Origin of the sequence: Streptomyces sp. NPDC057543 (assembly GCF_042801895.1) — a bacterium.
Classification (GTDB): Bacteria; Actinomycetota; Actinomycetes; order Streptomycetales; family Streptomycetaceae; genus Streptomyces.
Window position 1 is genome coordinate 29754 of record NZ_JBHVFF010000016.1, and the last position, 20832, is coordinate 50585.

The 20832-nt window shown below is 71.8% G+C and carries 18 protein-coding genes; 7 read left to right on the forward strand and 11 right to left on the reverse strand.

Annotation, left to right across the window (positions count from 1 at the left end; translation table 11 throughout):
• Positions 1 to 72 precede the first annotated feature (72 nt).
• From ACFU8Q_RS05215 to ACFU8Q_RS05230, 4 genes are all read right to left on the reverse strand, one after another.
• Positions 73 to 573, reverse strand: coding sequence for an ATP-binding protein (locus ACFU8Q_RS05215; RefSeq protein ID WP_384447975.1), 501 nt, complete (start codon positions 571 to 573; stop codon positions 73 to 75).
• A 516-nt stretch (positions 574 to 1089) separates the two neighbouring features.
• Positions 1090 to 2109 carry an acyl-CoA dehydrogenase family protein gene (locus tag ACFU8Q_RS05220; protein WP_384447978.1) on the reverse strand — a complete coding sequence of 340 codons (1020 nt, stop codon included), beginning with the start codon at positions 2107 to 2109 and terminating at the stop codon, positions 1090 to 1092.
• A gap of 7 nt (positions 2110 to 2116) precedes the next feature.
• Positions 2117 to 3271 (reverse strand): acyl-CoA dehydrogenase, encoded by a 1155-nt coding sequence (locus ACFU8Q_RS05225; protein ID WP_384447980.1) that lies wholly within the window; start codon positions 3269 to 3271, stop codon positions 2117 to 2119.
• Positions 3272 to 3278: 7 nt separating this feature from the next.
• Positions 3279 to 4478, reverse strand: coding sequence for an amidohydrolase family protein (locus ACFU8Q_RS05230; RefSeq protein WP_384447983.1), 1200 nt, complete (start codon positions 4476 to 4478; stop codon positions 3279 to 3281).
• Positions 4479 to 4627: 149 nt separating this feature from the next.
• On the opposite strand from ACFU8Q_RS05230, the gene ACFU8Q_RS05235 reads away from it, so the two are divergent.
• Positions 4628 to 6172: a class I adenylate-forming enzyme family protein gene (locus tag ACFU8Q_RS05235; RefSeq protein ID WP_384447986.1), complete on the forward strand. Its 1545-nt coding sequence runs from the start codon at positions 4628 to 4630 to the stop codon at positions 6170 to 6172.
• 90 nt (positions 6173 to 6262) lie between these two features.
• Here ACFU8Q_RS05235 and ACFU8Q_RS05240 read toward each other — a convergent pair whose 3' ends face one another.
• The gene (locus ACFU8Q_RS05240; RefSeq protein ID WP_384447989.1) at positions 6263 to 6784 is read right to left on the reverse strand and encodes an EF-hand domain-containing protein; all 522 of its coding nucleotides are present in this window, start codon (positions 6782 to 6784) and stop codon (positions 6263 to 6265) included.
• Between the two features lie 116 nt (positions 6785 to 6900).
• Positions 6901 to 7269 carry an STAS domain-containing protein gene (locus ACFU8Q_RS05245; protein WP_384448015.1) on the reverse strand — a complete coding sequence of 123 codons (369 nt, stop codon included), beginning with the start codon at positions 7267 to 7269 and terminating at the stop codon, positions 6901 to 6903.
• A 367-nt stretch (positions 7270 to 7636) separates the two neighbouring features.
• On the opposite strand from ACFU8Q_RS05245, the gene ACFU8Q_RS05250 reads away from it, so the two are divergent.
• Together ACFU8Q_RS05250 and ACFU8Q_RS05255 are read left to right on the forward strand one after the other, a co-directional pair.
• On the forward strand, positions 7637 to 8239 hold the full coding sequence (locus ACFU8Q_RS05250) for an RNA polymerase sigma factor (RefSeq protein ID WP_384447990.1): 603 nt from the start codon (positions 7637 to 7639) through the stop codon (positions 8237 to 8239).
• Positions 8240 to 8457: 218 nt separating this feature from the next.
• A complete protein-coding gene (locus tag ACFU8Q_RS05255) occupies positions 8458 to 9777 on the forward strand; it encodes a zf-HC2 domain-containing protein (protein ID WP_384448018.1) in 1320 nt (439 codons plus the stop codon).
• A gap of 61 nt (positions 9778 to 9838) precedes the next feature.
• Here the strand turns inward: ACFU8Q_RS05255 and purU are convergent, their stop codons facing one another.
• Both purU and ACFU8Q_RS05265 read right to left on the reverse strand, forming a co-directional pair.
• Positions 9839 to 10717, reverse strand: coding sequence for a formyltetrahydrofolate deformylase (gene purU / locus ACFU8Q_RS05260; RefSeq protein ID WP_384447992.1), 879 nt, complete (start codon positions 10715 to 10717; stop codon positions 9839 to 9841).
• Positions 10718 to 10745: 28 nt separating this feature from the next.
• On the reverse strand, positions 10746 to 11183 hold the full coding sequence (locus ACFU8Q_RS05265) for a hypothetical protein (RefSeq protein ID WP_384447995.1): 438 nt from the start codon (positions 11181 to 11183) through the stop codon (positions 10746 to 10748).
• Positions 11184 to 11366: 183 nt separating this feature from the next.
• Here ACFU8Q_RS05265 and ACFU8Q_RS05270 point away from each other — a divergent pair, with 183 nt between their 5' ends.
• Positions 11367 to 12656 (forward strand): ABC transporter substrate-binding protein, encoded by a 1290-nt coding sequence (locus ACFU8Q_RS05270; RefSeq protein ID WP_384447998.1) that lies wholly within the window; start codon positions 11367 to 11369, stop codon positions 12654 to 12656.
• Between the two features lie 142 nt (positions 12657 to 12798).
• Here the strand turns inward: ACFU8Q_RS05270 and ACFU8Q_RS05275 are convergent, their stop codons facing one another.
• Positions 12799 to 14253, reverse strand: a complete 1455-nt coding sequence (locus ACFU8Q_RS05275; RefSeq protein WP_384448001.1) for a hypothetical protein — start codon at positions 14251 to 14253, stop codon at positions 12799 to 12801.
• A 175-nt stretch (positions 14254 to 14428) separates the two neighbouring features.
• Complete coding sequence (locus ACFU8Q_RS05280; RefSeq protein WP_384448004.1) at positions 14429 to 15811, reverse strand: transcriptional regulator; 1383 nt, start codon at positions 15809 to 15811, stop codon at positions 14429 to 14431.
• Positions 15812 to 16167: 356 nt separating this feature from the next.
• Here ACFU8Q_RS05280 and ACFU8Q_RS05285 point away from each other — a divergent pair, with 356 nt between their 5' ends.
• The 3 genes from ACFU8Q_RS05285 to ACFU8Q_RS05295 are packed head-to-tail and all read left to right on the forward strand — an operon-like array spanning position 16168 to position 19379.
• A complete protein-coding gene (locus tag ACFU8Q_RS05285; RefSeq protein WP_384448021.1) occupies positions 16168 to 16833 on the forward strand; it encodes a bifunctional DNA primase/polymerase in 666 nt (221 codons plus the stop codon).
• 57 nt (positions 16834 to 16890) lie between these two features.
• Positions 16891 to 17730: an ABC transporter ATP-binding protein gene (locus ACFU8Q_RS05290; protein WP_384448007.1), complete on the forward strand. Its 840-nt coding sequence runs from the start codon at positions 16891 to 16893 to the stop codon at positions 17728 to 17730.
• The gene (locus ACFU8Q_RS05295) at positions 17727 to 19379 is read left to right on the forward strand and encodes a transporter (RefSeq protein ID WP_384448010.1); all 1653 of its coding nucleotides are present in this window, start codon (positions 17727 to 17729) and stop codon (positions 19377 to 19379) included. Before ACFU8Q_RS05290 ends, ACFU8Q_RS05295 begins: the two co-directional genes overlap by 4 nt.
• 289 nt (positions 19380 to 19668) lie before the next feature.
• Here the strand turns inward: ACFU8Q_RS05295 and ACFU8Q_RS05300 are convergent, their stop codons facing one another.
• The gene (locus ACFU8Q_RS05300; RefSeq protein ID WP_384448024.1) at positions 19669 to 20562 is read right to left on the reverse strand and encodes an alpha/beta fold hydrolase; all 894 of its coding nucleotides are present in this window, start codon (positions 20560 to 20562) and stop codon (positions 19669 to 19671) included.
• Positions 20563 to 20832 lie beyond the last annotated feature (270 nt).

Sequence of the window (20832 nt, forward strand, 5' to 3'; positions counted from 1 at the left end):
CCGGGCGGCCGGACCCACGCCGGACCGCTCGGATCGCCGCCGGACCGCGGGCCGAACCGGCCGCTTAAACCTTTATGCGGGATTCGTCACAGCGTGCGAAGCCTTGCGCGCCCCGAGGTCCGTACCGCCCGCGCCGTGAACGCCCGGCACGGCCTCGATCAGCGGGGCGTCCCGGTCGACCTCGCACCAGATGCGCTTCCCCGCGCCCTCCGGCTGCCAGCCCCAGCGGTCGGCGAGGCCGTCCACGAGCTCCAGGCCCCGACCGCCGGTGTCCTCACCCTCCGCGTGACGCTGCTGCGGGGGGCGGCAGCTGGCGTCGGCCACCTCGACCCGTACGGTCCCGGCCGCCCCAGCCGCGCCCGTCGAGCCGAACAGCATGCGCAGCACGGCCGGGCACCCGGTGTGGACCACCGCGTTGGTGACCAGCTCCGAGATCAGCAGGATGAGCGTCTCGGCCAGCGGCTCGTCGTCTCTTATCCCGGACCCGACCAGTCTCGATCGCGCCCATCTGCGGGCCCGCCCGACCTCCGCGGGATCCGGCCCGACCTCCAGCTGAACCTGAAGCACCTGCACCGCTCACACCATCCGAACCGGCGGACACATCGCCTCGCGCCTCCTCAGGGTCACGGAACGTGATTCCCTTACGAGACAGCATGGTTGACGTACAGTCACCGCAACAAGCGCTTCGGGCATATTCCAGCGCGAAGGAGTACGCGTGATGCATACTGTGCGACGCACGCTGCGGGAAGTCGAACAGAGGCGCATCGAGGCCGTGGGAGTAGCCCCCCGAGCAGGCTCGGCGCTTCTGCGTGGAAGGCGATCAGGGCATCTCTTCCGGACCGGAGTCGCCGCACGGGCCACACCCGGATTGCCCGGTTCCAGATCCTGTCGCATCCAACGGAGCGTACCCGAGCCCGGCGCCGACTCCACCCCGTGACGAATCACGCAAAGGACACAACCCGGCTCCGCAGTCGGCCGACTGCACTGCGTAACTCCACTGTGTGAGGCTCAGCGGCCTGCTTGTCCCGTGCGGGCCCCGTCCGGCCCCCGCCGACGTGCGGAGGAAACCTGCACGGAACCCGTCGGGGATCAGCACAGGTCAGCCGCAAGCGCCTCCTCGGCCGTCGCCGCCGTCAGCCACTGGCCGGAGCGCAGCCAGGCCCGCTTGAGGTGCAGATGGACGTCTGCCTCCCAGGTGAAGCCCATTCCGCCGTGCACCTGGAGACAGTCGCGCGCGTTGCGGACCGCCGCGTCGTCGGCGAGCAGTTTGGCGCCCGCGATCTCGACCCGGTCCGCGGTCACGGCTGCCGCGTAGACGGCGCCGCGAGCCAGTTCGGTGCGGACCAGCATCCCGGCGCACAGGTGTTTGACCGCCTGGAAGGACCCGATCGGCGATCCGAACTGTTCACGTTCACCGGCGTGTTGGACGGCCATCTCGGTCGTACGGGCGGCGCTGCCGAGCTGTTCGGCGGCGGCGAGCAGGGCACCCTCGGCGCGCAGCGCCCCGCCGGGCAGGTGCGCGCCGCCGGACAGCCGCTCGACGGGCCCGACGCGGCCTGTGACCTGCCACAGGGGCGTGAACGGGTCGAGCGACCGTACGGGCTCGGCGGCCTCCCGTATCCGTACGACATCCCGCAGGATCCCGTCGGCCGGGCCCGGGGCATCCCCCGCCCCGGACCTCGCCCCGGGCCCCGACCCCGCCCCGGACGCCGCGCCCCCCGCCCCGAGCACGAGCAGCCCGTCCGCGTCGCCCAGGTGCCCCACCGGCTGCCCCGCGTCCAGCACGGCGATCACCGCCTCGCCCGTCGCCGCCCCCTTCACCGCACCGGCGGCGAGGTGGGTGGCGATCAGCGGTCCGGGCAGCAGCGACCGCCCCACCTCCTCGAAGAGGAGGACCGACTCGGGCAGGCCGAGCCCGACACCGCCCGCCGTCTCCGGCAGCCGCAGCGCGAAGAACCCGGCTTCGCCGAGCTCCCGCCACAGGGCCCGGTCGACGCCCGTACCGCCGTCGAGGGCCGCCCGCATCCGGTCCCTGCCGAAGCGTCCGGCGAGGAGTTCCCGTATCCCCGTCCGCAGAGCCCGCTGGTCGTCCGAGAGCTGGAAGTCCACCGTCCGCTCACCGCCCCTTCGGCAGGCCGAGGATCCGCTCGGCCACGATGTTCCGCTGGATCTGCGAGGTGCCCGCGGCGATGGTGTACGAGAGCGAGGAGAGCCGGTCCAGGACCCACTCCCGGTCCAGATCGGCGCCGTCCGCGCCGAGCACCTCGGCGGCCGCCTCGTACAGCTCCTGGCGGGCCTGCGAGTAGCGCAGCTTGAACACCGAGCCGCCCGTCCCCGGCACTCCCCCACTGCGCTGCGCCTCGCTGACGTTCCACTGGGTGAGCCGCCACAGCGCCCGGAATTCGGCGTTCAGCCTGCCCAGCCGGCGGCGCAGGACCGGGTCGTCCCAGCGGCCGTTCGCCCGTGCCTCGGCGGCCAGGGCGGTCAGGGTGCGGCGGCAGGCGACGACCTCGCCGACGAAGGCCGTACCGCGCTCGAAGGAGAGGGTGACCATGGTGACCCGCCAGCCGTCGTTCTCCGCGCCGACGCGGTGCGAGACCGGTATCCGCACCTCGTCGAGGAACATCTCGGCGAACTCGGTGGACCCGGCGAGGGTGCGCAGCGGGCGGACGGTGACGCCGGGGGCGTCCATCCTCATCGCGAGCCAGCTGATCCCGCGGTGCTTGGGCGCCGCCGGGTCCGTGCGCACCAGCAGCTCGCACCAGTCGGCGACCTCCGCGTGCGAGGTCCAGATCTTCTGCCCGCTCACCACGTACTCGTCGCCGTCGCGCACCGCCCGGGTCCGCAGCGAGGCGAGGTCCGAACCGGCGTCGGGCTCGCTGAACCCCTGGCACCAGATCTCGTCGCCGCGCAGCACCGGCGGCAGCCAGCGGGCCCGCTGTGCGGCGGTGCCCTCGGCCGCGATCGTCGGCCCGGCGTGCAGCAGCCCGACGAAGTTCGCGCCGACGTACGGGGCGCCGGCCTTCTCCGTCTCCTCCAGGAAGATCAGGTGCTGGGTCGGGGTGGCGCCCCGCCCGCCCGCGTCGACGGGCCAGTGCAGGCCCGCGTAGCCCGCGTCGTACAGCATCCGCTGCCAGGCGGTGTCGTACGCGCGGCGGCCCGGCCAGTCGTCGGGTCCGGGCTTCGCGGGCAGTGCGGGCAGCACGGCGGCCAGCCACTCGCGCAGCCGCGCCCGGAACGCCTCTTCTTCCTCCGTGTACGCGAGATCCACCGCGCGCCTACTTGTCGAGGTCCAGATCGAGCATCCGGATCGCGTTTCCGCGCATCAGTTTGTAGACGGTCTCGTCGTCCAGTCCCTTGACGTGGTCGAGGGCGACCTCCTTGGTGTGCGGGAAGGTCGAGTCGACGTGCGGGTAGTCGGTCTCGAAGGTGGCGTTGTCCCGTCCGACGACGTCGAGCGAGGCGACCCCGTGCTTGTCGCGGAAGAAGCAGCAGAACATCTGCCGGTAGTAGTACGTGGACGGCGGCTCAGGAATCAGATCGCGCACCCCGCCCCAGGCCCGGTGCTCCTCCCAGACGTCGTCGGCGCGCTCCAGGGCGTACGGGATCCAGCCCATCTGGCCCTCGCTGTAGGCGAGTTTCAGCCGGGGGAACTTCACCAGGACTCCGCTGAACAGGAAGTCCATCATCGAGGCCATGGCGTTGTTGAAGGAGAGGCTGGCCTGCACGGCGGGCGGGGCGTCCGGTGAGGCGGCGGGCATCTGCGAGCTCGACCCGATGTGCATGTTGACGACCGTGCCGGTCTCCTGGCAGACCGCGAAGAACGGGTCCCAGTAGCCGGTGTGGATGGACGGCAGCCCGAGGTAGGTGGGGATCTCGGAGAAGGTCACCGCGCGCACGCCACGCGCCGCGTTCCGCTTGATCTCCGCGACCGCCAGGCCGATGTCCCAGAGCGGGATGATGCAGAGCGGGATGAGCCGGCCGCCGCTGTCGCCGCACCACTCCTCCACCATCCAGTCGTTGTAGGCGCGGACGCAGGCGAGCGCCACTTCTTTGTCCCGCGCCTCTGCGAAGGTCTGGCCGCAGAAGCGCGGGAAGGTGGGGAAGCAGAGGCTCGCCTCGACGTGGTTGAGGTCCATGTCCTTGAGCCGCTCGGCCGGGTCCCAGCAGCCGGGCCGCATCTCGGCCCGGGTGATCCCCTCCAGCGTCATGTCGTCGCGGTCGAAGCCGACAGCGGCGATGTTCCGCTTGTACGGGAATTTCAGGTCCTCGTAGATCCACCAGTCGGTGGGCGGCCCGTCCGGGTCCATCGTGATGACGTACTTGCCCCCCGTGTACGCCAGCTCCCCGATGCCCGCGGTGAGCGGCTGCGGGCCGCGCTCGCGGTACTTGGCGGGCAGCCAGGTCGAGAAGAGGTGCGGCGGCTCGATCACATGGTCGTCGACGCTGACGATCCGAGGCAGTTCCGCTGACGTCATGGTGTCCCCTTCGGCGCACACTGAAATTATCTGATGGTTCGTCAGATTCAGTTTCGGCACAGGTTAGCCCCGCACCCCTGGACCGACAAGGCGCAGCGCTCTACGCTCTCCGCACTATCTGACTATCCGTCAGCTGTGAGGGGTTCGCCGTGAACGAGACCGCACACGCGCTGAGCGCATCGGGCACCTTCTGGGAGCTCGTCGAAGGCCGCGCCGCCCTGACCCCGGACCGCCCGTTCCTGATCCAGGACGACCGCACGCTGACCTTCGGGGAGCTGCGCAGCCGCGGCGAGCGGGTCGCGGCCGGGCTGTGGGGGATGGGCGTGCGCCCCGGCGGCGTCGTCGCCTGGCAGCTGCCGACCCGGATCGAGACGGTGCTGCTGTCGTTCGCGCTGACCCGGATCGGGGCCGTGCAGTCGCCGGTCATCCCGTTCTACCGGGACCGCGAGGCGGGGTTCGCGCTGCGCGAGTCGAAGGCCGGCTTCTTCGCCGTGCCGGGCACCTGGCGCGGCTTCGACCACACGGCGATGGCGCGGCGGCTGGCGGCGGAGGCCGAGCGTCCGCCGCTGGTCTTCGAGGCGTACGAGTCGCTGCCGGACGGCGACCCGTCCGTGCTGCCGCCGCCGCCCGCCGACGGCACGACGGTGCGCTGGATCTACTGGACCTCGGGGACGACCTCCGACCCGAAGGGCGTCCTGCACACCGACCGCAGCCTGATCGCGGGCGGCTCCTGCCTGGCCCACGCGCTGCACCTGTCGGCCGACGACGTCGGTTCGGTGGCGTTCCCGTTCGCCCATGTCGGCGGGCCGGACTACGCGGTGATGCTGCTGCTGTACGGGTTCCCCGCGGTCCTGTTCGAGCACTTCACGATGCCGGACTCGCTGGCGGGCTACCGGCGTCACGGGGTGACGGTCGCGGGCGGGTCCACGGCGTTCTACTCGATGTTCCTGACCGAGCAGCGCAAGGCGCCGGACCGGAAGCTGATCCCCACCCTGCGGCTGCTGGCGGGCGGCGGGGCGCCGAAGCCGCCGGAGATCTACCACGCGGTGGTGCGGGAGATGGGCGTCCAGCTCACCCACGGCTACGGCATGACCGAGGTCCCCATGATCACGATGGGCGCCCCCGACGACACGGCGGAGCACCTCGCAGGGACGGAGGGGTGCCCGCCCGCGGGGATGGAGATACGGATCACCGACGAGGACGGCAAACCACTGCCGTACGGCACCGACGGCGAGGTACGGCTGCGCGGCGAGGCCGTCTGCTCGGGCTATCTGGACCCGGCGGCGACCGCGGCGGCCTTCGACGCGGACGGGTTCCTGATCACCGGCGATGTCGGCCATGTCGAGACGAGCGGGCACCTGGTGCTCACCGGCCGGCTGAAGGACATCATCATCCGCAAGGGCGAGAACATCTCCGCCAAGGAGATAGAGGACCTGCTGCACCGGCACCCGGGCGTCGGCGACGCGGCGGTGATCGGGCTCCCGGACCCGGAGCGCGGCGAACGCGTCTGCGCCGTCGTGGAACAGCCGGCGGGGGCGGCCCCGCTGACGCTGCCGGACGTCACGGGGTACCTGCGCGCGGAGGGGCTCTCCGTGCACAAGCTGCCGGAACAGCTGGAGGTGGTGGCCGCGCTGCCGCGCAACGAGGCCCTGCGGAAGGTGCTCAAGTACCGGCTGCGCGAACAGTTCTCCTGAGCCGCCCCCCGGACGGGGCGGCCGCCGGGGCGGGCCGCCGCACGACGACCGCCGGACGGGACGGCCCTGCCCCGGCTGCCCCGGCCCCGGCTACGCGTCCGGTGCGATCACCGTGAAGTAGTCGGCGAACGCCGCCACCACGGCGTCCTCGGCGACCTTGCCCTCGTGGTCCGCGTCCAGGCTCTGCGCCGCGAACGCCGCCGTCTCCGGGGTCGCGCCCAGCACCCGGAGCGCCCGCTCCACGGCGGGTACGGAGGCCGCGCCCTCGTTGTCCCGGTCCGCCACGGCGAGCGCGGCGCGCAGGAACGGGCGGGCGATCTCCGCGAAGCGCTCGGGGTTGTCGCGCAGCCGTTTCACGGCTCCGCCCACGAACTCCGCACGGGTGACGCGCTGGTCCCCGTCGACGTCCGCGATGCCCGCCATGCCCTGCCAGAGGGCTTCGGCCCCGGTGTAGAGCGCCTGGCCCTTGTCGCAGCGGGCCGTCGTACCGAATTCGGTGAGCAGACGGGCCGCGGCGGCACTGAAATCCGCGCGATCGATGTATCCGTTGCCGTCCTGGTCGAAGGCGGCGAAGCGGAAGGCGATCTTGCGCTCGTACTCTGCGCTGTCCATGCGGGGAGCGTACGACGCCGACCGGCGCCACGTGTCACTTACGCGCGCCGCCGGGGTGACGACTCGGTCGGCGGCGGCCCTTACGTCACATGCATGCGCGTCGCTCGCACGCACGCTCACGCCGAGAGCGGCTGGGCCTCGTCGTCGACGGCCGTGTACCGGTCGGGGTAGACGTCGAAGAGCCGACGCACGCCGAGGGCGGCGAGCACCCGGTTGACGTGGGAGCCCTCTTCCGCGCCGCGGGCCGGGAGGATCAGCCGCAACCGGCCCCCGCAGGAACGCATCAGGCGGCGGGACGCGATCAGCACGCCGACGCCGCTGGAATCGCAGAACAGGACCTCGGAGAGGTCGAGCACCACGTCGTGGCGGCCGGTGGCGACCGCCTCATGGACGGACTGACGTACGACGGGCGACGACACCAGATCCAGTTCGCCGCGTATGCGCAGCACCGTCCAGTCGTCCTGCACGGTCTCGACCACTTTCAGTGACTTCCGGGAATGTTCCTGGGCGAGCCAGGGGGCGTGGGTGGCCGCAGCCGGAGGGTGGTTTCCAGGAGGGCAAGGATTCCTCACGCGACTGGGCCTCTCGTTCCGGGGGATTCCGACGATCCGGAAGTTTCCGTTCCTCCTCGCGGCTGCCCGCGCCGCGGAGCCATGAAACACCGGACCGCTCGACAGACTCAGCCAGGTTCGGACCGAAATGATCGATTCGGGTCCGACCCCCGTCATCCGTGGATGGCGCATTCCTTATCATCTCCGGCCCCTTCAGGGGCGTACTTACCGTAAAGGGACGTACATGGCCGGTGCCGCCGACTACATTCGATGTGACGAGGGGAACAGGGCTGGGGGTCGCATGGCGAGAAACGCACCACCCCGCTGGGACCGCAAGATGCAGCAGCGGCTGGCACGCGGTGAGGCGGCTGCGCTCGGCGAGCTCTACGACCGGTTCGCCGCGCTCGTGCACAGCCAGGCCCACCGGATGCTCGACGACGCGACCGCCGCCGACCTGGTGACCCGTGAGGTCTTCGGTTACGTGTGGGAGAACCCGGACGCGTACGACCCGAAGCAGGGTTCGATGCGGTCCTGGGTGGCCCGGCTCACGCACCGCCAGTCCGTGCGTCGGCTGCGCGAGGAGGCGGACGGCCTCCATGACGGTACGCCCGGCACGGATGAGGATTCCGGGGCCGCCTCCCCCGTGGATCTGGAGGAGCGGGTGCGCCGGGCCACCGCCGCCGCCCGCGCCGACTACATCGTCGCGTCCATGCCCGCCCCACTGCGGGCCGCGCTGGAGCTCGCGTACGTCCAGCGCCGGGACTACCGGCAGACCGCGACCGACCTCGGGGTCACCGAGGACGAGGCCCGCCGCCGGCTGCGGCTCGGGCTCCAGCTGCTCTCCACCGCGCACACCCGCCCGCTGGAAGGGTCCTCGCCACCCGGATACGGACGGCCGCTGTGAGCAGTGACGACGACGCGAACGGACGCGAGGACGGCAAACGCGAGGACGCCCGACCCGGGGACGGCAGACGCGAGGACGCCCGACCCGAGGACGGCAGACGCGAGAACGCCCGACCCGAGGACGGCAGACGCGAGAACGCCCGACCCGAGGACGGCGAGCCCGAGGACGGCGCACGCGGCGACGGCGGGTGCGGCGACGAGACGTGGGGCGCACGGCGCATACCGGGACCGCGGGCCGCCGCGGACGACTTCGACCTCGGCGCCGTACCCCTGCCGCCGCCCGTTCCCCCGTCCGAGCCTCAACCCCAGTCCTCGCGGCCGACCCCGCGGCCGACGACACCGGAACCGGAATCTGCCGTGGCACCACCGGACCCACCGGGCTCACCCGTCCCCTCGGACCCGCCCGCCGCACCGGCCCTGGTGCTCCCCCACCGCATCCTCAAGGCCCTCCTCGGCGCCTGGGCGCTGGCCGCCTGCTCGGCGGAGGAGACCGAGGCCGTCGAGGCGCATCTGACCGAGTGCGCCGCCTGTGCCGACGAGGCCCTCCGGCTGCGCGACGCGGTCGGCCTGCTCCAGACCGACCGCAGTCTGGACCTCGATCCGACGCTGCGTTCCCGGGTGATCGACACCTGTCTGAGCCGCCGCCCGGCCAGGATCCCGGTGCCGGACTGGGCCGCTCCGTACGACGCGGAGACCGCGCGGCTCGACGCGCTGCTGCGTGACATCGGTGGCTCGGAGTGGCATGCCCCGTTGCGGCTGAGATGGTTCGAGGGCGAGACGCAGGTCAGCCGCAAGACGACGGTCGCGGGTGTCATCGGCCATCTCATGACCGTCGACGGGCTGGTCGCCACCGCCCTCGGCCTCGACGTACCGCTCGGCGACGGCACCACGGGCCGCGGCGACGACTGGCCGCTCCCACCCGCCGCGCGCACCGAGAAGTACTGGTCCGCGGCCCGCCGGCCACCCACTCGCGCGGTCCACGAACCGTGGCGCGGGCAGAGCCACACCCTCATCCGCACGGTGTCCTTCGCCGGCCGCGGATCCGCCGAACTCTCGGTCTCGTACGGCGACTTCGCCCTTCCGATGCGCGACGCGCTGCTGGACCGGGCCTTCGAATGCTGGGTGCACGGCGGTGACATCGCGGGTGCGGTGGACTACCCGTACGAGGCGCCGTCCGCCCCCCATCTCCACCGGATGGTCGACCTGGCGGCCCGGCTCATCCCGGCCGCCCTCGCCCAGCGCCGCAGATCGGGACTGACCGGGCCGGCCCGCCATCTGGTGACGGCGGGTTCACCTGGCCGTTCGCTGCACCTGGAGATCGAGGGCACGGGCGGCGGCAACTGGTACATCCCGCTGGACTCCCCCGCCGCGATCGGCTCGCCCGCCCACGCGGTGGCGCAGGTCGCGCTGGACGGCGTCGAGTTCTGCCAGCTGGTGGCCGGACACGTGCCTCCGATGGAGGCGGCGGCCGGCCAGGAGGGCGACCGCGAGGCGATCCGCGACGTACTGTTCGCGGCGGCGTCCCTGAGCAGGCTGTAGGAACTCCGTACCGTCCGGCTTCCCCGGTACCGCTCCGCGGCCGGCTCCGCCCGTCACGGCACTACGCGAAGATCACCGTACGGCGGCCGTTGAGCAGAATGCGGCGTTCCGCGTGCCACTTCACCGCGCGCGCCAGTGCCTGGCATTCCACGTCGCGGCCGATGGCGACCAGCTGGTCCGGGGTGACGCCGTGGCCCACCCGCTCGACCTCCTGCTCGATGATCGGCCCCTCGTCGAGGTCGGCCGTCACGTAGTGCGCCGTCGCACCGATCAGCTTCACGCCGCGGGCGTGGGCCTGGTGGTACGGCTTCGCGCCCTTGAAGCTCGGCAGGAAGGAGTGGTGGATGTTGATGATCCGGCCGCTCAGCTGCTTGCACAGATCGTCGGAGAGGACCTGCATGTAGCGGGCGAGGACGACCAGCTCGACGTTCTCCTCGCGGACCAGCTCCAGCAGCTCCGCCTCCGCGGCGGCCTTGGTCTCCTTGGTCACCGGGATGTGCCGGAAGGGGACGTCGTAGGAGGCGACGAGCTCGGCGAAGTCCGTGTGGTTGGAGACGACGGCGGCGATCTCGATCGGCAGCGCCCCGATCCGCGAGCGGAACAGCAGGTCGTTGAGGCAGTGGCCGAACTTGCTGACCATCAGCACGACCCGCATCCGCTCCGAGGAACGGTGGATCTGCCAGTCCATCCGGAAGGAGTCGCCGATCGCGGCGAAGCTGGCCCGCAGCTTCTCCACCGTCACCGGGCTGTCCGCCGAGAAGTGGACCCGCATGAAGAACAGACCCGTGTCGTGGTCGCCGAACTGCTGACTGTCCTCGATGTTGCAGCCGGTCATGAAGAGATAGCTCGACACGGCGTGCACGATGCCCTTTTTATCCGGGCAGGAGAGGGTGAGGACGTACTGCTCCGGTGCGGTTTCAGCAGGCTGCGGCGCGGTCATCCCCGTAGCGTGCCACATCGGGCCGGTATCAGGCCGACCTGGTCAGGATGCGGAGCACGTCCAGGGAGCGCGGCGGGGTGTCCGGGTCCTCGCCGTCGTTGGTGGCGAGCAGCACATGGGCCTCGCGGGCGGCCCGTACGGCCTCCGGCCAGCCGTGGTGCTCCAGATAGGCCGAGACGGCGGCGTCCGCGCCGACCTGGTGCATGATGCGCAGCACCCGGAGCACGGCGACGTCGACGAGGGCGGACTCGTTGGCGTCGCGGAAGATCGTCCCGATGTACTTCTCGGCGGACCAGTTGTCCAGCCAGGTGTCCTCGACCAGGCGGTACACGGCGTCGGTGACGTCGCCGTACCCTTCCAGGCCGGCCAGCCAGCACTCGTGGTGGAAGACGGGGTCGGAGAGCATGTGCAGCGCCGAGCGCACGTTGCTGCGCCAGCGCCACCAGGGCATGTCATTCAGCGGCATGCCGCCCATGGTGGAGGAGCGACGGCCGCGACGGGAAGTGTTCTCCGAACCTTGCTGCACGGTTGTCGATCGTACGTTCCCTTTCCGCCTCCCCGCACAGGCCCCCGCAATTCACCTGGATGTCACCGAGCGTTGCACGGAGCACACTGCGGCGTTACCCCGCGGGCGGAAATGTTCATCCCCATGACCGGACGGCTACGCCCCACCTCACAACGCCCCTACAGGTTCCTCATGAGTACGGCGGCGGCCGGGGCTTTGCTGGTCACCGGCTGCGGTGTGCTCCCTGGGGCCTCGGGGGACTCCAGAGAGACCCTCACCGTGGTGACGTTCGCCCCCGGCGGCGCGGCGAAACCGGACATGGTCGACACGTTGAACATGTCGGGCATGACCGCCATGGCGCGTGCGTACGCGCGCTGGGTCAACAACAACGGCGGGCTCGACGGTCACCGGCTGCGCGTCGTGACCTGTGACGAGTCGGACACCTCGACCGGCGCGGGGAACTGCGCCCGGCTGGCCGTCAAGGAGAAGGCGGTGGCGGTCGTCGGCTCGTACAGCCGGTACGGGTCGTCGTTCATGCCACCGCTGGAGGCCGCCGGAATCCCCTACATCGGCGGTTACGGGGCCTCCGAGGAGGAGTTCAGCAGCTACACCTCCTACCCCGTCAACGGCGGCCAGGCGGCGCTCCTCGCGGGCAACGCCGGGCAGCTCGCCCGCAGTTGCGAGCGGGTGTCCGTGGTGCGGCCCGACACCCTGGGCGGCGACGGCCAGGCCTGGCTCCTGGGCACCGGTCTCACCGACGCAGGCCGGCCCGAGCCCGTCGACATCCGGGCGGAGGAGTCGGCGACCTCGTACGACGAGGCCGCCGGGCGGGCGCTCCAGGCCGCGGGGGCGGACGGCGGCTGTGTGACGGCCGTGCTCGGGGACCGTACGGGGACGTTCTTCGACTCCTTCCGGCGGCTCGAACCGTCGTACGGGAACGTACGGATCTCGTCCGTCCTCGGCAGCGTCGCGCAACCGCTGATCGACAGCACCGGCGGCCGGAACAGCCCGTTCGAGGGGGCGTACGTCACCGGCTGGTACCCGGCCTCGGGCGACGCCCGCTGGGACCGGATGCGGGAGGTGATCCGTAAGCACGCCTTCGGCGACAACCGGATCGACCCGGCCGACACGGGCGTCCAGACCACATGGATCGCGTACACCGCGCTGAGCGAGGCCGTGAAGGCGATCGACGCCCCGCGGATCACCGGCCGGAAGCTCGCCTCCGCGCTCAACCGCGGCACCCCGGTCGACACCGGCGGCCTCACGCCGAAGCTGCGCTGGCGCTACGAGGACATGCTCGGCTCGTCCGCGTACCCGCGCATCGTGAACACCAAGGTGACGTTCCAGGCGGTACGGGACGGGCGGCTCGTTGCGGACAAGAAGGGCTTCGTGGACGTCACGAGGACGCTGTCGGACGCGAGCACCAAGGGGTGAGCTGCCGGGGTCGCGACCCGGCACCCCGCTCCCGGACCGCCCGGGACCAAGGCCTCTCGTTCGGATCAAGCCGGGCTCGCGTGCCCCGGCACCGGACCCCGCTCCCTGATCCGGCCCGATCCGAACGAAAGGCCCTGGATCCTCAGAGCTCGGTCGCCGCTCGCCGGGTCAGGCCGTACTTCGACGCGACCGAGTTCCACAACCCCGACGCCTCCTGCTTCGCCTGGCTCGCCTCACCGCTCTTCACGGTGGCCTGCTGGAACTCGGAGGTGTTGGTCCGGGCCTTGCCGTGCTTGCAGAACTTCTTGCCGTTCTTGGCCTGGCCGGCCCACGCGGCGTAGTGCTCGTCGGCGGCGGCGGACGCCTGCCAGGCCTTGGTGAGGGAGGCGGTGAGCCGTTCGTGGTCCGGCAGCTTGTCGACGCTCAGCCCCTGGAGCCGGGTCACCAGATCACGGCGCTGCTGGGCGGCACCCTTCAGATCGGTCATGGCCTGGTCCAGGTCTGTGCACTTCTTGGTCTTGTCGACGGCCCCGATGACCGCGGCACGGCTGTTGTTGCTGTCGGCCAGGAGCTTGTCGAGCGCCTCGGCCTGCGGCTTCGCCGGATCGGCCGCGGCCTGCGCGGAGGGCTGGTCGGCGGGCGAACTCGCGGCCGCCACCGGCTGCTTGTTGTCCTTGCCCTTGTCGTCGCCACCGCTCATCAGCGCACCCGCGCCGAGGCCGACGACCGCGCAGCCGACGACGACCGCCGCGATGAGCGTGACGTGCGCCGGTCTCTTGCGCGGTGCGGCCCGCCCCTGCGGCTCGTCGTCCACGGGCTGGTACTGCGGCTGCGGGGCCTGCGACGCGTGGGGCGGCTGCGGGGGCCGGTAGGCCCCCTGGTGCTGCTGTCCGGGGTCGAACTGGGGCATCTGCTGGGTGGCGCCCGCGGACTCCTCGTTACGGAACAGGTTGTCGAACTCGGCGGGCGGCTGCCGGTCGCCGGGGGCCCCGGGCCTGATGTCGTACGGGGCGCCGCCGGGGACCGGCGGGATGTACTGGGTCGCTTCGGCGTCCCCCCCGTGTCCGGGCCGCTGCTGCTGGTACGCCTGTGTCTGGGGCTGCGGGGCTCCGTGGGTGAGGAACTGGGTGGCCTCGGCGGGGCTCCCCGGCGGGGATCCGGGGGGCACCGGCGCGATGTACTGCGTGGCGTCCGCGTCCCCGGCCATGCTCATCCCGGGCACGGCCTCGGGCGGCAACGGTTGCGCGTACGGCTGTTGGGGCTGGTGGTGCTGTTGTTGCTGGGGCTGTGCGGGGGGCAGCGGCTGGGCGGCCTGAGGCTGTCCGTACGCCTGCGCCGGCTGCCCGTACGCCTGCGCCGGCTGCCCGTACTGATCGACACCCTGCCCGTACGACCCCTGCGGCTGCGACGAGGCGTCCTGGTGCGTCGCCTGCGGCCCCCAGGGCTGCCCCCACGGCTGGCCGCCCGCCGGGGCGGCCTGATCCGCGGGCCCCCCTGGTATCCAGGGCTCACCGCCACCCGCGGGCAGCACGACACCTTCGTGCGCGGGCCGTACAGCAGGGAGCTGCGGCTCGTCACCCTGTCCGCTCTGCGTCACCGGGACTCCTACGTGTAAACCTACGGAATCGTCGGCTCACGCTACCGGGTGGCTGCCGCCGTTCGCCAAGCGCGTGTGGTCACTCACGACCCCTTCACACGAGCTGTAACACGCAGCGCCCTCAAGACGCAGTTAAAGGGGCACCCGAACGCGATCCCCCGGTCCGGCCTCCCCGTCACGCCGCCTGGAGCTCCAGCCGCGCCCCGAACTCCCGCACCGCCGCCTCGTCCTCGTAGGGCACCAGCCGCTGCTGCAGATCGTCCAGATACTCCGCGCCCCGGCTGGAGCGGACCGACGCCAACAGCTCCATCGCCCGAGTGCCCGTGTGGCAGGCCTGCTCCACCTCGCGCAGCTGGACCTGGGCCGTGGCGAGGAGCACCAGGCCGATGCCGCGACGGCGGGTCCGGGACTCCGGGTGGCCGTCCAGGGACTCCTTCGCCCGGCGTGCGGCCGCCTCCGCCTGGCCGAGGTCGCGGTGGCAGTGCGCCAGCTCGTCGGCGAGGTAGGCGTGGTCGAAGTGGGCGATCCAGTCGGGGTCGTCGCCGGCGTCCGGTTCGGCGTGCTCCATGGCCGTCAGCGCCCGGCCCGTCACCGCCTGGCAGGTGCGGGCGTCACCGAGCAGCGCGTGTCCGCGCGCCTCCGCCGCGTAGAACATCGCCTCCGCCCTCGGGGTGACCCGCCCGCGCGCGCCCTCCTGCGCGGCCCGCGCCAGTTGGGCGATCTCGCGCGGATTGCCGAGCTGCGCGGCGAGATGGCTCATCGACGCGGCCAGGACGTAACCGCCGTACGCCCGGTCGCCGGCCGCCTGCGCCAGGCGCAGCGCCTGGATGTAGTAGCGCTGCGCGAGACCCGGCTGGCCCGTGTCGATGGCCATGTACCCGCCGAGTTCGGTGAGCCGGGCGACCGCCGCGAACAGTTGCCGGCCGACCGATTCGCGGTACGCCCCCGAGAGCAGCCCGGAGACCACGCTGTTCAGGTAGTGCACCAGGACCGGCCGCACGTGTCCGCTGCCGAACCGGTGGTCGAGATCGACGAGCGCGGCCGTCATCGCCCGCACCGCCGCCACGTCGGACATCCCGACGCGGGCCCCGGCGGACCGTGCCACCTGCGGGTCGGCGCCGGTGATCAGCCAGTCGCGGCTGGGTTCGACCAGCGCCGAGGAGGCGACCGTCGAACCGGACAGGAAGTCGCGGCGGCCGACGTCGCTGCGCCACAGCTCACAGACCTGCTCGATCGCGCCGATCACGGTCGGGGCGAACTGCAGGCCGACGCCGGACGCCAGATTCTTGCCGTTGGCCATGCCGATCTCGTCGATCGTGACCGTACGGCCGAGCTTGCGGCCGAGCGCCTCGGCGATGATTCCCGGTGCCCTGCCGCGCGGTTGCTGTCCACGCAGCCAGCGGGCCACGGAGGTCTTGTCGTACCGCAGGTCGAGCCCGCGTTCCGCGCCGACCATGTTGACGCGGCGGGCGAGGCCGGCGTTGGAGCATCCGGCTTCCTGAATGAGTGCCTGGAGCCGTTCGTTCGGCTGGCGGGCGACGAGAGGCCTGGCTGCCATGTTTCCCCCTGAGGCCGCAGTGATCGATGAGCGGATCAATGCCCGGCAATTGCACGGAAAATGCGCACATTCATCGTGATCGTCAGGTCCGTCGTATTCCTTGTCATTCGTGTCGGCATACGGTCGGCATACGTGCGTCATAGGTGTCGGCATATGACAGAGGCCGACCGTTCCGAAGGTGCCCGTAAGGGGCTACCCGCCCGGCCGGGCACCGCCTCACGCGCGCCCCCGCCCATGCATCCGTGCGCCCCGTATGCCGGATCGGTACGCCGTGACCGCGCTCACCACGCCCGTAACCCCGCGTGGTGACAGTAGTTGTGTTGTGCGTGGAAGAGCCCATCGGAGCCGAAGAGCCCATCGTGATCACTGAAACCGCGCAGGTCCCCCGGCAGCGGGGCGAGCAACTGCTCGACGCCGCCGTGCGGTACGCGGAGGAACGGCACTGGGACGTGTGCCCCGGCACCTGGCTGGAGGCCGCGGAGGGGGCCGAGCGGTGCTCCTGCGACGACGCGGACTGCGCATCCCCCGGCGCCCATCCCGCCGGAGCCGACTGGGCGGGCCGGGCGACCGGCAGCGGTGCCGCGGCCCGCCGGATGTGGTCCAGGCACCCGGAGGCGTCGATCCTGCTGCCCACCGGCCGCGCCTTCGACGCGATCGAGGTACCGGAGTCCGCCGGGTTCCTGGCGCTGGCCCGGATGGAGCGGCTGGGACTCCCGCTCGGGCCCGTCACCCGCACCCCCGACCGGCGGATGTACTTCTTCGTCCTGCCGGGCACGGCGGCCAAGGCGGACGATCTCGTACGGGAGTTGGGCTGGCGGGCCGCCTCGATCGACCTCGTCGGCCGCGGGGACGGCCACTACGTGACGGGGCCGCCGACCCGGGTCGGCGGACGCGGGGCGGTGCAGTGGGCCCGCCGGCCCACCCACGCCAACCGGTGGCTGCCGGACGCGGAGGAACTCATCAGCCCGCTCGCGTACGCCTGCGGGCGGGAAGCGGCCGATGCGCGAGAACGCCTTTCGTAGAGCGCCCTTTCGTAGGGTGGTCCCCATACACGGGGACACCGAAAGGCAGTGCAGACCATGCAGGACGGGACACAGGCGGACAGAGCGGTACGAGCCGGGGCCGCGGAAGAGGCGGGCGACGCGCGGACGGCGCCGCCCGCCGTTCGCGCACAGGGGCTGTGGAAACGGTTCGGGGAGCAGACCGCGGTCGCCGGGATCGATCTGGAGCTGCCCGCGGGCAAGTTCATCGGTCTGGTGGGACCCAACGGCGCGGGCAAGACCACCACACTGTCGATGGTCACCGGACTGCTCCGCCCCGACCAGGGACTGATCGAGGTCGGCGGCCATGATGTGTGGCGCGACCCGGTCGAGGTGAAGTCCAGGATCGGTGTACTCCCGGAGGGGCTGCGACTCTTCGAACGCCTCTCGGGACGCGAACTCCTCGGGTACACCGGCAGATTGCGCGGGCTGCCGGGCGCCGAGGTCGACAAGCGCGCCACCCAGCTCCTCGATGTGCTCGACCTGGCGGGCGCCCAGCACAAGCTGGTCGTCGACTACTCGACCGGCATGCGGAAGAAGATCGGGCTTGCGGCGGCGCTGCTGCACAACCCCGAAGTACTCTTCCTGGACGAGCCGTTCGAGGGCGTCGACCCGGTGTCGGCGCAGACCATCCGCGAGGTTCTCGAGCGGTACACCCGCTCCGGGGCGACCGTCGTCTTCTCCAGCCATGTGATGGAGCTGGTGGAGTCCCTCTGCGACTGGGTGGCCGTCATGGCCGCCGGCACGATCCGGGCCCAGGGAACCCTGGAACAGGTACGCGGTGAGGCGTCCTCGCTGCAGAACGCCTTCCTCGAACTCGTCGGCGCGGGCTCCCGGACCACCGGCGAATCCCTGGACTGGCTGGGCGGCGACCGATGAGCGTGCTCGACACCCCAGTGGGCACCGCCCCCGGCCGGGACACCACGCGCGGCGGTGGCGAGGGGCTCGTCCCCGTCTTCGTACGGCTCAAGCTGACCCTGCTGCGCAACGGGCTGCGGCAGTCGACGGGCCGCCGGGCCGCGTACATCACCTCCGTCGTCGTCACCCTGCTGATCGCGGCGGGCCAGCTGATCGGGCTGATCGCGCTGCGCGGGCACGCCCACGCCGGTTCCCTCGTCGTCGCGCTGGCCGGCGTGCTGGCGGTCGGCTGGACCGTGATGCCGTTGTTCTTCCCCAGCGGTGACGAGACCCTCGACCCCAGCCGTCTGGTGATGTTGCCGTTGCGGCCGCGCCCGCTGATCGCGGCGCTGCTGGTGGCGTCGCTCGTCGGGATCGGTCCGCTGTTCACGCTCTGCCTGGCGGCCGGTTCCGTGTTCGCGGTGGCGCACGGGGCGGCGGGGGCGGTGTTCGCCGTGGTGGCCGCGCCGCTCACACTTCTGCTGTGCGTGGCGCTGACACGGGCCGTGGCCACGGCCAACACACGGCTGCTGACCTCGCGCAAGGGCCGCGATCTCGCGGTGCTCAGCGGGCTCGTGATCGCGGTGGGCTTCCAGGTCGTCAACTTCGGTGCGCAGCGGCTCGGCCGGGCGGGCGGCCTCGCCGCGCTCGATCCGGTCGCGGACGTGCTGCGCTGGCTGCCGCCCGCCTCGGCGATCGGGTCCGTGGACGCGGCGTCGCAGGGCTCGTACGGGCAGGCCGCCGTACAGCTGCTGCTGTCCGTGGCGGCGCTGTTCGCACTGTTGTGGCTGTGGCAGCGGAGTCTGGTGAAGCTGATGACGGCCCCGGACGGCTCGACCCTCGCCGCCGGGCCGGGCCGCGAGAAGTCCGGCAGGAACGGCTCGGGGCTCGCCGCGCTGCTGCCCGCGGGGCGTACGGGGCCGGTGCTGGAACGCAGCCTGCGGTACATCGCACGCGACCCGAAGACCAAGGCCTCCTGGGTCACGGCGCTGGCGATCGGGCTGATCGTGCCGATGTTCAACGCGTTGCAGGGCACCGGTTCGCTCTACTTCGCCTGCTTCGCCGCCGGGATGCTCGGCATGCAGATGTACAACCAGTTCGGGCAGGACACCTCCGCGTTCTGGATGGTGACGCTGACGATCTCCTCCACCCGGGACGCGTACCTCGAACTGCGCGCGCGGGCGCTGGCGTTGCTGCTGATCACGCTGCCGTACACGGTCCTGGTGACGGTGGCGACCGCGGCGGTGCTCGACGACTGGGGAGCACTGCCGGGGGTCATGGGCCTTTCGCTCGCCCTGCTGGGCGCGATGCTGGCGACGGGGGCGGTGGCGTCGGCGACCTTCCCGTACTCGATCCCGCAGGACGGCGCGTTCAAGAACGTGGCACCGGGGCAGGCCGGGCTCGCCTGGATCTCGATCTTCGGCGGCATGGTCTCGGCGGCGGTGCTGTGCGCGCCGGTGATCGCGGTGACGATCTGGCTGCGCGTCGCCGGTATGGATCCGTGGCTGTGGCTGCTGCTGCCCGCGGGGGCCGGGTACGGGGCACTGATCGCCTGGACGGGGCTACGGCTCGCCGCGCCCCGCACGGCGAACCGGCTCCCGGAGATCCTGGCGGCGGTCAGCAAGGGCTGAGAGAGGGGCGGGCGGGTCCCGTGCCCCTCTCTTGCGACGGGTACGGGCTCGCGTCCTGCGCGAATACGGGCTCGCGGTCGCTTACGCGGACACGGGCTCGCGGTCCTCTACGCGGACACGGGTTCTCGGTCGTCTACGCGGACACGGGCTCGGGGTCCTCTACGCGAATACGGGCTCGCGGTCGTCTACGCGGACACGGGCTCGCGGTCGTCTACGCGGACACGGGCTCGGGGTCCTCTACGCGGACACGGGTTCGCGGTCGCTTACGCGGACACGGGTTCGCGGTCGCTTACGGGGATACGGGTTCTCGGTCGTCCTGCGAGTCCTCGGCGAACTGTTCCAAGAAGGGTTCGACCGCCGCGCGCCAGCCCTCCGGCTGGTCGTAGTGGACGAGGTGACCGGCGTCGGCCACCTCCGCGTACTGCCCGCGCGGCAGGACGCGGACCATCTCCTGGGCCTCCGCCCGGCCCAGCTCGCCGTCGAGGCCGCGGAGCACCAGGGCCGGGCACCGGACCTGTGCCAGCTCCTCCCAGTGCGCGTCGAAAACCCAGGTCGCGCGGGACTGGAGCATCTGGCGGCGGGAGAAGAGGGGGCGCCAGCCGTCGGCCCGCTCGGTCATCACCTCGGCGAAGAACTCGCCGCGGGCCGGGTTGGGCCGCTCCACCCAGGGGTCGTCCTCGCCGAACCACTTCCGTACGTCGGAGAGCGTCGCGAACGGCACCGGCCAGGACGTGAACCAGTCCTCCCACTCCCGCTGCGAGGCCGCGCCGAGCGCGGAGACCCGCATGTCGCAGATGACCAGCGCCCGGACGAGATCGGGGCGCTTCGCGGCGAGCTGCCAGGCGGTGAGCGCTCCCATGGAATGGCCGACGAGGGTGACGGGGGCGAGGCCGAGCTGTTCGATCGCCGCCTCGACGTCGCAGACGTACGCCTCACGGGTGTACGGGCCTTCGGCCGGCTTCTCGCTGCGGCCGTGCCCGCGCTGGTCGAGGCCGACAGCACGGTACCGCTCGGCGAGCCAGCGGGTGGTCGAGGCCCAGTGCGCGGCCCGGCCCATCAAACCGTGGAGCAATAAGACCCCTGGGGCGCTCTCGCCCTCCGTGCGCCCCTTGGGCGGGTCGGCGAACTCCCAGGCCGCGAGGCGTACGCCGCCGGTCCCGGTCACATCAATGCGCCGCACCATATGTCCTGGCACCCCCTTCTGGTCCTCGATCACCGCTTGATCCCGCGTGGTCACCGCGTGGTCACACCACAGCAGACTATCGAACCTTTATTCGAAAACCGGGTTCCGACGTCCAACACCCCTCGTTCGAGTGACCGGCGCCAAGGATTGACCGCGGCCTCGGAGGGGAGATCTTCATCGGGAGGCGGGCCACTCGGGGATGAGGGCCTGTGGGGACCGACCCTGGGAGCTCGGGGCTCCGGGTCGGAACAGGGGAGGACAGGCCCCGGC

Coding starts and splice junctions, on each gene's coding strand:
- ACFU8Q_RS05230 (WP_384447983.1), bottom strand. CDS start 4,478: ATGACGTCAGCGGAACTGCCTCGGATCGTCAGCGTCGACGACCATGTG.
- ACFU8Q_RS05240 (WP_384447989.1), bottom strand. CDS start 6,784: ATGGACAGCGCAGAGTACGAGCGCAAGATCGCCTTCCGCTTCGCCGCC.
- ACFU8Q_RS05250 (WP_384447990.1), top strand. CDS start 7,637: ATGGCGAGAAACGCACCACCCCGCTGGGACCGCAAGATGCAGCAGCGG.
- purU (WP_384447992.1), bottom strand. CDS start 10,717: ATGACCGCGCCGCAGCCTGCTGAAACCGCACCGGAGCAGTACGTCCTC.
- ACFU8Q_RS05265 (WP_384447995.1), bottom strand. CDS start 11,183: ATGCCGCTGAATGACATGCCCTGGTGGCGCTGGCGCAGCAACGTGCGC.
- ACFU8Q_RS05270 (WP_384447998.1), top strand. CDS start 11,367: ATGACCGGACGGCTACGCCCCACCTCACAACGCCCCTACAGGTTCCTC.
- ACFU8Q_RS05280 (WP_384448004.1), bottom strand. CDS start 15,811: ATGGCAGCCAGGCCTCTCGTCGCCCGCCAGCCGAACGAACGGCTCCAG.
- ACFU8Q_RS05290 (WP_384448007.1), top strand. CDS start 16,891: ATGCAGGACGGGACACAGGCGGACAGAGCGGTACGAGCCGGGGCCGCG.
- ACFU8Q_RS05295 (WP_384448010.1), top strand. CDS start 17,727: ATGAGCGTGCTCGACACCCCAGTGGGCACCGCCCCCGGCCGGGACACC.
- ACFU8Q_RS05300 (WP_384448024.1), bottom strand. CDS start 20,562: ATGGTGCGGCGCATTGATGTGACCGGGACCGGCGGCGTACGCCTCGCG.